Raw genomic sequence first — 12,328 nt, 5'->3', positions numbered from 1 at the left:
AATCGGCAAATCAAAACAAAAAAAGCCGAAGCGGCGAGCTCCGGCTTTTTCAAGCTTACAATGCCAGCTTATTCTGCCGCTGTTGCCTCTTCGCTCAAGGCAATCGTGTTGGCTTCATAGCCATGAGCATCCTTAAGCGCTTTGCGCACCCCGGCTTCATAATCGGGATGGACCAGCTTGAAGTGACCAAGCTGGCGCTCAACGATGAACCCTGGCACTCCCGCCATTGCCGCAGCAATGTTGGAGAACAGGCGCTGCTTCTGACCGTCATCGAACAGATTGAACAGAGCACGTGGCTGCGAATAGTCGTCATTGCCGACACGGTGGTCGTAACGGGCGGCATCGCCGGAAATACGCAGCGGCGGCTCCTTGGCAGCTGGCTGCTCGACCGGCCCGTTGAAGGAATTCGGCTCGTAATAAGCGTCCGGATTGCCGGTCTTGATGCCGCCATAGACATTCATCTGACCGTCGCGGTGATAATGATGGACGCGGCATTTCGGCTGGTTGACCGGAATGCTTTCGTAATGCGTGCCCAGCCGGTGGCGATGAGCATCCGCATAGGAGAAGATACGAGCCTGAAGCATCTTGTCAGGCGAGTAGCCAATGCCCGGCACGATATTCGACGGCGAGAACGCTGCGTTCTCAATCTCGGTGAAATAGTTTTCCGGATTGCGGTTCAACTCCATGATGCCGATGTCGATCGGCGGATAGTCGGCATGCGGCCAGACCTTGGTGAGGTCGAACGGGTTGTAAGGCGTTTTGTCGGCATCGAGTTCCGGCATGATCTGCACCTGAACCTTCCACTTCGGATAATCGCCCTTATCAATGGAAGTGAAGAGGTCTTCCTGTGTAGATTCACGCGTGCGGCCAATCACGGTCTCGGCTTCCGCATTAGTCCAGTGCCTGTGGCCCTGCATGGTCTTGAAATGGAACTTGACCCAATAGCGCTCACCGGCATCGTTCCAGAACGAATAGGTGTGAGAGCCGTATCCGTTGATGTGACGGACGTCCGTAGGCAAGCCGCGATCCGACATCAGGATCGTTACCTGATGCAGGCTTTCCGGTGAGAGCGACCAGAAGTCCCACATGGCTGTCGCTGAACGCAGGTTCGTCTTGGGATGACGCTTCTGGGTATGAATGAAATCCGGGAACTTGACCGGATCGCGCACGAAAAACACAGGCGTGTTGTTGCCGACGAGATCCCAGTTGCCTTCCTCGGTGTAGAACTTCAGGGCAAAGCCGCGCACGTCGCGCTCAGCGTCGGCGGCTCCAAGTTCGCCGGCAACGGTGGAAAAACGCGCCAGCATCGGCGTCTGAGCACCCGGTTGGAGAGCCTTGGCCTTGGTATATTTTGAAATGTCGCCGGTGATGGTCAGTGTGCCATAAGCACCCCAACCCTTGGCATGGACCGCACGTTCCGGGATACGTTCGCGATTTTGATGGCTCAGTTTTTCAATGAGCTGGTAATCCTGCATCAAAAGCGGGCCGCGCTCGCCTGCGCTCAGGGAATTCTGGTTGTCCGGTATCGGAGCACCTGCGCTCGTCGTCATTATCGGGCGATCTGCCATGGGAATTCCCTCCTGAAAAGCCAATATTGGAATACGACCAGCGTCCGAGAAGCATGACACGGCTTGTCCGCGTCACACCGGGGCTAGTGAACGGGCGTAGATTAGACCTACTCCAATCATAATCTCCAATTGCTTTTCCGATTATTTCCGATAAGTTTTTCCTATCATGTTTACAGTACGTCAGATGCGCTATTTCGATGCGCTCGCCACCACACTGCATTTTCGCAAGGCGGCCGAACTGGCCCACGTGTCGCAACCGGCCCTTTCGGCTCAGATAGCGGAAATGGAAGCGCTTGCAGGTGCGCCGCTCTTCGAACGCTCGCAGCGGCAAGTGATAATGACAGAGCTCGGCAAGCAACTTTATCCGGGCATTCAGACGGTTTTGCGCGAGCTCCACTCCCTTGAGGAAATAGCAGCGCAGAGCCGGGGGCTTCTGCAGACACGGTTGCGGCTGGGCATAATTCCCACAGTGGCCCCCTATTTGGTCCCGGTTCTGATTCCGCTTCTGCGCGAACGACATCCGTCGTTCCGCCTTCAATTACGAGAAAGCGTGACTGCCAGACTACTGGATGAACTGCATGCAGGCGATATCGATGCGATTGTTGCCGCTCTTCCAATTGACGACGAGCGACTTACCCAAAGGAAGCTCTTCGATGATCGCTTTCTGATCGCGACCTCCACCAACGATCAAACTGTTCTCGCTTCGCCGATGACACAGGACAATGTCGCTCTCGATCGTCTGCTCCTGTTGGAGGAAGGACATTGCATGCGGGATCAGGCGCTTGCCGTTTGCTCGCTACCGTCGCAGCGCCAGCTGGTAAAATATGGCGCCACCAGCATGACCACCCTTTTGCAAATGGTGAGCCATGGCATGGGCCTTACACTCATCCCAGAAATCGCGGTGCGCGCCGAAGCACGCAGCAATCATATGCGTATTGTCCCGTTTGACGGCGAACAGCCGAAGCGGGAGATTGCCCTCTTCTGGCGGCGGCAGAGCATGCGTCGAGAGGATTTCAACGCCCTCGCCGACTGTATCGTCGAAAGCGCACAAAAATTGAAAGTGAACCCGGACGATCTCATCACCCTCGGCTCGTAAGACCTTTGCACTCTTAAGGCTGCATTAAGCTTCGAAGCCTAGCCACCAAACGTTTTGATTCTGAAACGTATTGCCTGGAGGGGATGATGAGGTGGTCTGATTTGACGGCCTATGGCGTGGTCTTTTGCCTTAGCCTGGGATATTTCGCGGCGACGAGCGGCAGTTCGCGATCGTCTGCACCGCCACGTACCAGCAATAGTGTCGCCAAGAGTACGGCGACTGCGCCGCAGAAAGCGGCGACTGCTGCAAACACGCAAAGCGCGCCCGTAAAAGCCGCAGAGACTGAAGAAGCAGCCTGGAACATACCGGATCCAGATACATTGCCTGATGACGCGTGGGGACGCGTTGTGCGCGAAGGCCGTGATCTGATTATTGCGACTTATGCGCATATAGGCCCGGAAGTAGCCGATGAAACCAAACGTTTTGCAGGCAACAATCTTTCCTGCCAGAGCTGCCATCTGGAAGCAGGAACCAAGAAGTATGGATTGCCACTGGTTGGCGTCTACGGGGACTTCCCACAATATCGTTCCCGTGAAGGGCAAGTGGGCACGATTGAGGATCGCGTCAATGGCTGCATGACCCGAAGCCTGAACGGCAAAGCGCTCCCTATCGACTCTGCCGAGATGAAGGCGATGGTCGCATACATCAAATATGTATCCGCTGGCACGATTGTCGGTGAAAACACGAAGGGGCGCGGCTCCGGAAAAATGCCTGAATTGAAGCGCGCGGCGGATCCGGTACATGGCGAGAAACTCTACGCCGAAACTTGCGCCGCCTGTCATGGAGCGGATGGCCAGGGCAAGCGTGTTGGCGTCGTGGGCGATGCAAAGGGCTATGAATTTCCACCGCTTTGGGGCCCGGATAGCTTCAACGATGGCGCAGGCATGAACAGGCTGATCTCAGCCGCGAATTTCATTCACGCCAACATGCCGAACGGCGTATCGCTGGAGGAACCACAGCTGGAGCCGGAAGACGCCTGGGACATCGCTGCTTTCTTCCAGTCCAAGCCGCGTCCGGCGAAAGCGGACCTGGATAAAGACTTCCCGAACCGGTTGGAAAAGCCGGTAGACGCTAGCTACGGCCCTTATGCCGACGACCTGCCCGTTCAAACGCATAAAGTTGGGCCGTTTGACGAAATCAGAGCCGAGATCAAGAAGCTGAAGACAGTGACGAACTGAAAAATGAAAAAGGCGGCGCAACCGAGCCGCCTTTTCCTTTTACCTATGCGAAATGATATTACATACCGCCAGGATAGTTCGGGCTCTCCCGGGTAATCGCAACACCATGCGAATGGCTTTCCCTCAAACCGGCATTGGAAATGCGCACAAAGGTTGCCTTTTCGCGGAATTCTTCCAGCGTCTTCGCCCCCACATAACCCATGGAAGCGCGCAGTCCACCAGCAAGCTGGTGAAGAACCGCGGAAATCGGACCCTTGTAGGCAACCTGTCCTTCGATACCTTCCGGTACGAGTTTCAGCTCATCGCGCACTTCCGCCTGGAAATAACGATCAGCCGAACCACGCGCCATGGCTCCGACCGAGCCCATGCCGCGATAGGCTTTAAACGAGCGGCCCTGATGCAGATAGACTTCCCCGGGGCTTTCCTCGGTACCGGCCAGCAGCGAGCCTGCCATCGCGGCGACTGCTCCGGCGGCCAGAGCCTTGGCAAAATCACCGGAGAACTTGATGCCACCGTCTGCGATCACCGGGATATTTTGCTTCTGCGCCGCCTCGACCGCTGACATTATGGCTGAAAGCTGCGGAACGCCGACGCCCGCAACGATGCGAGTGGTGCAGATGGAGCCCGGCCCGATACCAACCTTGACCGCATCCGCTCCGGCATCGATCAGCGCCTTGGTACCGGCAGTGGTTGCCACATTGCCTGCAAGAATTGCGACATTGGGATAGGCTTTCTTGATGCGCGCCACAGCATCCAGAACGCGCTGTGAATGGCCATGTGCCGTGTCGACGACCAGAAGATCAACACCCGCTTCGATCAGGCGCTCGGCGCGTTCGTATCCGTCTTCACCGACGCTTGTTGCAGCAGCGGCGCGCAGGCGACCTTGCGCATCCTTCGCGGCGTTGGGATTGAGCTGCGACTTTTCGATATCCTTGACCGTCACCAGACCGACGCAACGTCCCTGATCGTCGACGACAAGAAGCTTTTCAATGCGATGTGCGTGCAGGAGGCGCTTTGCTTCGTCCTGATTGACATTCTCACGGACCGTAATCAGGTTTTCGCGGGTCATCAGTTCGTGGATTTTCTGCTTCGGATCGGAAGCAAAACGCACATCGCGATTGGTCAGGATGCCAACAAGACGTCCGGGCCCCTTGGCTGCATTCTCGACAACCGGAATGCCGGAAATTCCGTGCGCCTTCATCAATGCCTGCGCATCGGCCAGAGTGGCGTCCGGTCCGATGGTAACCGGGTTCACAACCATGCCGGACTCGAATTTCTTCACCTGGCGGACTTCCTCCGCCTGACGCTCCGGCGTCAGATTGCGGTGGATGACCCCGATGCCCCCGGCCTGTGCCATTGCGATGGCCAGACGGGACTCCGTTACGGTGTCCATGGCCGCCGAAAGAAGAGGAAGATTAAGCTCGATGTCCTTGGCGATGCGCGTGCGCAGATCGACCTGCCCCGGCATTACTTCGGAATGGCCCGGCTGAAGCAGCACATCGTCGAATGTGAGAGCGAGCGCGCCAGTGGGCGATTCCACGATTTTAGCCATTGCCAATTCCTTTGCCGGTTTTATCGAATGAGAAAAGCCGCCTCTCCGGAATAGGTCCGGGAGCAGCGACGAGTCTGATTTGCTAGGTTGAATTGGCACCGGCTGGTAACACGGTTATGACCAAATGGGAAGCCTTTTGCAGACAAGTTTCAGTTACCGATAAGGATTTGGGTGATAAATCTTCGCTCATCGCAATCCGGGAGTGACAGATTTGCAGGCAAAGTGAAAAATTCCGCCAGCGAATTCGCCTTTATCCGCGGCCCAAAACTATGTGAAACATCGCATAGCAACCATAAGAACGATGTCCGCGACGCTCGGCACGCTAAAGAATATGCACTCACCACAGAGTGAAAATGGAGGAGAAAACTGTTCATGGATCGCAGAAGATTTGCCATGTCGCTTGCAGGACTTGGAGCAATGCCCCTTGTCGTCAATGTAGCGTCCGCTGCCAACAAGGGAGGAGAAAGCGTGCTGGAACTCATGGGTGGAAGTATTACGGATGTGCCCGGAATTAAGCTGGGTCATCATACGCTGACAAAGCGCCCGACCGGATGCACGGTTCTGCTTTGCGAGGAAGGCGCTTCTGCCGGGGTTGATGTGCGCGGTTCCGCACCCGGTACGCGGGAAACCGATCTGCTCGATCCGATCAATTATGTGCAGCAGGTTCAGGCTATCCTACTATCCGGCGGCAGCGCCTATGGTCTGGCGGCCGCCACCGGGGTGATGCGATATCTCGAAGAGAACAATCTCGGTTTCAAGATTGGCAAGGGCGTTGTTCCGATTGTACCGGCGGCAATCCTGATGGACCTTGGTGTTGGCGATTTTTCTGTCCGCCCCGGAGAGGAAGACGGCTATCTTGCCTGCAAGGCAGCCAAGGCGGAACCATCGGGCGAAGGCAATATCGGCGCGGGTGCAGGAGCAACTGTCGGCAAGATGTTCGGCATGGACTATGCCATGAAGGGCGGGCTTGGCACGGCGAGTTACAAGGTCCCTGGCACCGAAATCGTGGTCGGCGCCATTGTTGCCGTCAATGCTGTCGGTGACGTCTATGCCCCTAACTCACGCCGGATACTGGCCGGCGCGCGTACCGAGGACGGCAAGGGATTCCGTGATACGATGTCAGCCATCATGCAGGGTTACGGCGTGGTTAAATCGGGTGGCGCGAACACAACGATCGGCGCGATAGCGACCAATGTCCCGTTCGACAAAGCGCAGCTTAAGAAGATCGCCGGCATGGCGCATGACGGCTTTGCGCGCACGATCAACCCGATCCATACGATGTGGGACGGTGACACGATCTTCGCTCTTTCCACAGGCAAGGCGAAGGGGGTGGAGGCCGACGTAACGGCAATAGGCGCGATTGCAGCAACCGTGATGGCAGAAGCCGTGGCCCGTGCAGTTATCAATGCGGATAGCCTCAAGGATTTGAACCTGCCCGCACACAAGGATTACGCAAAAGAATAAGCTGACTATCGGGATGACGCTGGCAGGCGGATTTTGGCAATTCCTCCCAATGCGCATAGGCGAGTCTTGGCGGGCGATAGAAGCGTGTTCTTTACGGAAGCGAATCCTTTTATAGTCCGCCCATGCCCATTCGACACTTAAGCGAAACCATCATCAACCAGATCGCGGCGGGTGAAGTCATCGAGCGCCCCGCCAGCGTCATCAAGGAACTTGTCGAAAACGCCATCGACGCCGGAGCGACCCGCATCGAGGTCGTAACGGGGGGCGGCGGCAAGACCTTGTTGCGGGTAACGGACAATGGGTCCGGCATTCCCGTTGACGAACTTCCCTTGGCAGTTTCCCGCCACTGCACCTCCAAGCTTTCAGACGATGTGCACGACATCCGTGCTCTGGGATTTCGTGGCGAGGCCCTTCCATCAATCGGCTCGGTGGCCAAGCTGGTGCTCAAATCCCGTCCGCAAGACGCCGACTCCGGCTTCGAAGTTTCTGTTTCCGGCGGGCATCTGGACGGGCCCCGCCCCTCAGCGCTCAATCGCGGAACGATAGCGGAGGTGCGTGACCTTTTTTATGCGACGCCGGCCCGCCTCAAATTCATGAAGACTGACCGCGCGGAAGCTTCCGCCATAACCGATGTCATCAAACGCATCGCGATTGCCTTTCCGCATATCCGCTTTTCCCTTGCAGGCAGCGACAGGACGCCGCTGGAGCTTGCGGCAACGGGCAGCGGCGCCGAAGCAACGCTTGAGCGCATCAATCAGGTATTGGGAAAAGAGTTCGGCGAAAATGCGCTGGCCATAGATGCCGAGCGCGACGGTGTGCGGCTGGCGGGTTTCGTCGGCATTCCCTCTCATAATCGCGGCAATGCCTTGCATCAGTTCGCCTATGTGAACGGTCGCCCGGTGCGTGACAAGCAGCTTTTCGGTGCATTGCGCGGAGCCTATGCAGACGTGATGGCGCGGGATCGCCATCCGGTTGCCGTATTGTTCCTGACGCTGGATCCCGCGCTGGTCGACGTCAACGTGCATCCTGCCAAGGCCGACGTGCGTTTCCGGGATCCGGGTCTTGTGCGCGGGCTGATCGTCGGCGCGATCAAGCAGGCACTGGCGCAATCGGGCATAAGGCCCGCGACGAGCGGCGCCGATGCCATGCTGCAAGCCTTCCGCGCCGAAGGGTTGCAGCCCTCGCCGTCCTCCTTTGCCTCGCGTTCTTCCTCTACAGGTTACGCCTCCGGCGGCTGGCGTCCTGCACCTCCCGCCCCGCGGACGGAATGGTCTCCGCAGACTGCGCATCCAGCCCATAGGCCACTCGATTTCGCAACCTCGCCATCTTTTCAGGAGAGCGAGCAGGCGACGCTTGCAGCCGTCAATGTGCTCGCGGCGGATGCCCGTGCAACAGTTCACGAAGCGCCAGCGGAACTACAGCAGAAACCACTGGGAGCAGCCCGCGCACAAATCCACGCCAACTACATCGTGTCACAGACGGAAGACAGTCTCGTCATCGTGGACCAGCACGCTGCACACGAACGCCTTGTTTACGAAGCCTTGAAAAACGCATTGCATTCCCGCCCGATACCGGGACAGATGTTGCTTATTCCTGAAATCGTCGACCTTCCGGAGGAGGACGCCGAACGGCTGGCAACACACGCGGAAACGCTTGCTCGCTTCGGCCTCGGGATCGAGCAATTCGGGCCGGGCGCTATCGTCGTGCGTGAAACGCCAGCCATGCTCGGAGAAATGAATGTGCAGCAATTGATCCGCGATCTGTCGGACGAGATTGCGGAGCACGACACTTCCGATGGGCTGAAAGCAATGTTGAACCATGTGGCGGCGACGATGGCCTGTCATGGTTCCGTGCGCTCTGGACGGCGGTTGAAGCCTGAAGAAATGAATGCGCTTCTGCGTGAAATGGAATCCACTCCCGGCTCAGGCACCTGCAACCACGGTCGTCCGACCTATATCGAACTGAAGCTGACTGACATCGAACGGCTTTTCGGCAGGCGCTGACAGAATTACGACAGAGCAAAATGCGGTACTGCTGGACGCAACGCGCGACGCTTGCTAGAGTCCGTTACAAAGGTTTTAGACACATGAATAAATTTGAATCGCCCCGTTCCTCCGAAGCTGTTCTGCGCTATCTCGACGGTGACTACGAGATCGTCCGGCATGGTGCCTATGTGGCATGTGCAGTGACCGGCGCTCACATCCCGCTCGATGAACTGAAATATTGGAGCGTAGCCCGGCAGGAGCCTTATGCAACGGGGCTGATTTCTTTTGAACGGGAGTTGGAAGTCAATCCCGAGCTGCGCAGCCGCAGGAAGGCTTAAACTAGCTCGTCACGCGGCTTTTGAAGCGCTCTGTGACCGTATCCAGAATTCGGCCGAGCGCATCCTTGCGATCAAATTTAAGGTCGACGTCGAGGACAGCAAGTTTTTCCAGAAATCCGGCGGGGACTCCAACCATCGTTGCCAGGCGCACCTGATCCTTCGCCGTGGTGATCAGACCCAGGCCTTGGCGGCGGGCAGCATCTGTCAGGTTGCGGATATCATCCGCTTCGAAACTGTGATGATCAGGAAACGAGCGCGTTTCCACAATCTCACCTCCTGCTTCAGCAACACTTGCATAGAATTTTTCAGGGTTGCCGATACCGGCAAATGCAAGCCAGCGATTACCCGCGACCGGTGCTGTAGACGAGGGCTCAAGACGCGCTTCATATATGGGTCGGCCCGCTCGCGCTGCCTGACGGATCACGAAGTCGGCGCCGTCGCCCTTGCCAATGCGCAGCAAGGCATCGGTCTTGCGCATCTGGTCGGTCAGCGGAGCCCGCAACGGGCCTGCCGGTATGACTTTCCCATTTCCAATGCCGCGTGCCGCATCCACCACCAGCAGCGAAAAATCGGCAAAAAGCCGCGCGCTCTGAAAACCGTCATCCATGATGATGAAATCGCAGCCGAGCGTCTGCAGATGTCGCGCTCCCTTCAGTCGATCAGGACAGAGAGCTACCGGGGCATGGCGCGCTAATAGCAGCGGCTCGTCCCCAACGTAGCGCGCACTGTCATGTGCGGCATCGACAACGTGCAATCCCCTGTAAGCGCCACCATATCCCCGCGAGACGATACCGGGGCGCAAACCCCGCGCTTTTGCGCCATTGGCAAAGGCGATGGCGGTCGGGGTTTTTCCAGCTCCCCCCACCGTGAAATTGCCAATGCAAAGTACGGGCAGGGAAATTCGCGGCGGATCCGCCTTCAAAAGCCGACGCCCGGCCACCGCTCCGTAAAGCAGGGCAGCAGGCGCCAGAGACATCGCACGCCAATCAGGCTTTTCCCACCAGAAAGGCGGCGCCTCACTCGCCATGGTCAGTGTCCGCCCGACTGATATGCAACCTCATTGCGATTGCCGGGCAATTGTGCCTGCAGGATCAATGGCTGGATGAAAGGCTCAAGTGCTACGAGCGTCCGGTCCAGCGCACCGCGCATGTCTTTCACCGTATTCACACCGGCATTGATCATGCCACGCAGATGCTGGGGATTGTTGAACAGGAAGTTGATCGCCCCTGCCAGCATGTTGCGATCCTTCACAATGCGCGCACCGCCATTCTTGATGAGACGCTGGAAGGATTCCCGGAAGTTCTGGACATTCCGCCCTGTCAGTACGGCGGTCCCCATCATTGCTGGTTCCAGCGGATTATGCCCGCCTTCCTTGGTCAGGGAGTTGCCAATGAATGCAATCTCCGTGAGCTGGAGATAAAGCCCCATCTCCCCGATCGTGTCACCCAGAAGGATATCCGTGTCGGCTTCAATCGGCTCACCGGCGCTCCTGCGTGCAACCTTCAGGCCTTTTTCAGCAAGCATGGCTTCAATGGTGGGAGCGCGATCCGGATGGCGCGGCACGATGATCGTGACAAGATGCGGATAACGGACTTTCAGCATCTGGTGGACTTCGGCGGCAATCGCTTCTTCACCATCATGGGTCGAAATGGCAGACCATGTCCGCCGTCCGGCGATCTGGCGTTGCAATGCAGCTAGCGCCTGCAGATCGGCTGGTGGTGGATTCGTATCCACCTTCAGATTTCCTGAAACGCTTACCGGCCGTGCACCCAGCGCCCGGAAGCGATCTGCGTCGAGTTCCGATTGTGCGACCACATAGGCAAAATTTTCAAAGAGCGCTTCTGCCAGGGCCGGTCTTTTCTGCCAGGCGGCAAAAGAGCGATCAGACATGCGCCCGTTGACCAGAACCTGCGGCGTATGGCGGCTGCCTAGTGAAAGGACTGTTGCCGGCCAGACTTCGGATTCACAACCAATCGCAAGATCAGGCTTCCAGTGGTTGAGAAACCTGTTGACCGCAGGCTGCAGGTCCAGCGGTGCATATTGGTGGATAACCTTGTTACCCAATTGTTCCGCAACAACTTTCGCCGACGTCACCGTGCCGGTTGTCAGAACGATATGAATACCCGTTGCAGCTATCCGCTCAATCAACGGTGTGATTGCAACTGTTTCTCCGACGCTCGCCGCATGAGCCCAGATGACTGGCCCCTGGGGACGCGCGATAATGGATTTGCCGTAGCGCTCGCCACGACGCATGCGTTCTTCCTTGCCGCGAGAAGCGCGGTAGGCAATGTAAGGCCCCATGAGAGGATAGGCCGCGGAGCCGAGTACGCGGTAGGCAGACAACATATTGCGCGCCCAGCGTTCGCTCATTTCGCTTTCTCCAACGCTGCATAGGCCTTGGCGGTCGCGTCGTTGAGTTGGCGCGTTAGCTCCATGCGTTTTTCTTCCAGTTGCGTTTCATCGGCATCCGCGTCGACCCATACATTGTCGCCGCGCACGATAATCGAACGCCCGAAGGGCAGCGGAATCGCCGTTTTATCCCACGACTTTTCCAAAACATGGTTCCGGGAGAAGGCATAAGCAACCGGTATTATCGGACGGCCGGATAATTTCGCCAACAAAATGATACCTTCTCCTGCCTCACGCGGCTTCCCGTGAGCAATATCCGCTATCATTGACGCCGATTGCCCTTTCTTGAGAGCATTCTTCAGCGTCAGAAGTGCCCGTGCCCCGCCCTTTTCAGGTTTTGAGCGAGAACCGCGACCGCCAGACCCGCGCACCGTCACCAATCCGAGCTTCTCCGCCACACGCGCATTCAGCTCCGCATCCGCGCTGCGCGAAAACATGGCAACCAATTCGATTCCCCGGGGACAGATGAACGGCCCCATAAGATGCTGCCCATGCCAGAAAGTCACGATGAATGGATCGTCCTTGCCGACGAGTGCTTGCGGATCGGCAGATTCCTTCAGGCGCGAATTGGTGAGATAGACGAATTTGAAGTATGCGGTGATCAGCCACACAAGCACAGATCTGACCACGGCAGACTGCGCCAGCGGTCCGCGAATGCGCCGCCATAAGCGCTTCGCGAATCCCTGTTTTTTCCGTCCGGTTGCCTGACCTGAGCTGTTTTCACTGTGCATCCGGTAT

10 protein-coding genes are annotated in these 12,328 nt (G+C 57.4%); 5 read left to right on the top strand and 5 right to left on the bottom strand.

What is annotated here, in order from left to right; all coding sequences use genetic code 11:
* Positions 1-68 precede the first annotated feature (68 nt).
* The gene (gene katA / locus OINT_RS14055) at positions 69-1,568 is read right to left on the bottom strand and encodes a catalase KatA (RefSeq protein WP_006472759.1); all 1,500 of its coding nucleotides are present in this window, start codon (positions 1,566-1,568) and stop codon (positions 69-71) included.
* A gap of 166 nt (positions 1,569-1,734) precedes the next feature.
* Between katA and OINT_RS14050 the strand changes: the two genes are divergently transcribed.
* Positions 1,735-2,664: a hydrogen peroxide-inducible genes activator gene (locus OINT_RS14050; RefSeq protein WP_006468522.1), complete on the top strand. Its 930-nt coding sequence runs from the start codon at positions 1,735-1,737 to the stop codon at positions 2,662-2,664.
* Between the two features lie 86 nt (positions 2,665-2,750).
* The gene (locus OINT_RS14045) at positions 2,751-3,842 is read left to right on the top strand and encodes a c-type cytochrome (protein WP_006472757.1); all 1,092 of its coding nucleotides are present in this window, start codon (positions 2,751-2,753) and stop codon (positions 3,840-3,842) included.
* 58 nt (positions 3,843-3,900) lie between these two features.
* Here the strand turns inward: OINT_RS14045 and guaB are convergent, their stop codons facing one another.
* The gene (gene guaB / locus OINT_RS14040; protein ID WP_006472756.1) at positions 3,901-5,394 is read right to left on the bottom strand and encodes an IMP dehydrogenase; all 1,494 of its coding nucleotides are present in this window, start codon (positions 5,392-5,394) and stop codon (positions 3,901-3,903) included.
* A 372-nt stretch (positions 5,395-5,766) separates the two neighbouring features.
* Here guaB and OINT_RS14035 point away from each other — a divergent pair, with 372 nt between their 5' ends.
* The 3 genes from OINT_RS14035 to OINT_RS14025 all read left to right on the top strand — a co-directional run bounded on the left by OINT_RS14035 (position 5,767) and on the right by OINT_RS14025 (position 9,181).
* The gene (locus tag OINT_RS14035) at positions 5,767-6,858 is read left to right on the top strand and encodes a P1 family peptidase (protein ID WP_006468518.1); all 1,092 of its coding nucleotides are present in this window, start codon (positions 5,767-5,769) and stop codon (positions 6,856-6,858) included.
* Positions 6,859-6,980: 122 nt separating this feature from the next.
* Entirely contained in the window at positions 6,981-8,861 is a 1,881-nt protein-coding gene (mutL, locus tag OINT_RS14030; RefSeq protein ID WP_006468517.1) for a DNA mismatch repair endonuclease MutL, read from the top strand.
* A gap of 83 nt (positions 8,862-8,944) precedes the next feature.
* Positions 8,945-9,181: a DUF2093 domain-containing protein gene (locus OINT_RS14025; RefSeq protein ID WP_006472755.1), complete on the top strand. Its 237-nt coding sequence runs from the start codon at positions 8,945-8,947 to the stop codon at positions 9,179-9,181.
* A gap of 1 nt (position 9,182) precedes the next feature.
* Here the strand turns inward: OINT_RS14025 and lpxK are convergent, their stop codons facing one another.
* The 3 genes from lpxK to OINT_RS14010 are packed head-to-tail and all read right to left on the bottom strand — an operon-like array spanning position 9,183 to position 12,321.
* Entirely contained in the window at positions 9,183-10,208 is a 1,026-nt protein-coding gene (gene lpxK, locus OINT_RS14020) for a tetraacyldisaccharide 4'-kinase (RefSeq protein ID WP_006468515.1), read from the bottom strand.
* Between the two features lie 2 nt (positions 10,209-10,210).
* A complete protein-coding gene (gene waaA / locus OINT_RS14015) occupies positions 10,211-11,551 on the bottom strand; it encodes a lipid IV(A) 3-deoxy-D-manno-octulosonic acid transferase (protein WP_006468514.1) in 1,341 nt (446 codons plus the stop codon).
* Entirely contained in the window at positions 11,548-12,321 is a 774-nt protein-coding gene (locus OINT_RS14010) for a lysophospholipid acyltransferase family protein (RefSeq protein WP_006472754.1), read from the bottom strand. The genes waaA and OINT_RS14010 overlap by 4 nt, the downstream gene beginning before the upstream one ends.
* Between the last annotated feature and the right edge of the window lie 7 nt (positions 12,322-12,328).

This window comes from Brucella intermedia LMG 3301 (assembly GCF_000182645.1).
Classification (GTDB): Bacteria; Pseudomonadota; Alphaproteobacteria; order Rhizobiales; family Rhizobiaceae; genus Brucella; species Brucella intermedia.
Note: the sequence above shows the minus strand (reverse complement) of the source record. Positions and strands in the feature narration are given on the sequence as shown.

Excerpts from the sequence above, each read along its gene's own strand:
- katA (WP_006472759.1), bottom strand. The coding sequence starts at position 1,568 with ATGGCAGATCGCCCGATAATGACGACGAGCGCAGGTGCTCCGATACCG.
- OINT_RS14050 (WP_006468522.1), top strand. The coding sequence starts at position 1,735 with ATGTTTACAGTACGTCAGATGCGCTATTTCGATGCGCTCGCCACCACA.
- OINT_RS14045 (WP_006472757.1), top strand. The coding sequence starts at position 2,751 with ATGAGGTGGTCTGATTTGACGGCCTATGGCGTGGTCTTTTGCCTTAGC.
- guaB (WP_006472756.1), bottom strand. The coding sequence starts at position 5,394 with ATGGCTAAAATCGTGGAATCGCCCACTGGCGCGCTCGCTCTCACATTC.
- OINT_RS14035 (WP_006468518.1), top strand. The coding sequence starts at position 5,767 with ATGGATCGCAGAAGATTTGCCATGTCGCTTGCAGGACTTGGAGCAATG.
- mutL (WP_006468517.1), top strand. The coding sequence starts at position 6,981 with ATGCCCATTCGACACTTAAGCGAAACCATCATCAACCAGATCGCGGCG.
- OINT_RS14025 (WP_006472755.1), top strand. The coding sequence starts at position 8,945 with ATGAATAAATTTGAATCGCCCCGTTCCTCCGAAGCTGTTCTGCGCTAT.
- lpxK (WP_006468515.1), bottom strand. The coding sequence starts at position 10,208 with ATGGCGAGTGAGGCGCCGCCTTTCTGGTGGGAAAAGCCTGATTGGCGT.
- waaA (WP_006468514.1), bottom strand. The coding sequence starts at position 11,551 with ATGAGCGAACGCTGGGCGCGCAATATGTTGTCTGCCTACCGCGTACTC.
- OINT_RS14010 (WP_006472754.1), bottom strand. The coding sequence starts at position 12,321 with ATGCACAGTGAAAACAGCTCAGGTCAGGCAACCGGACGGAAAAAACAG.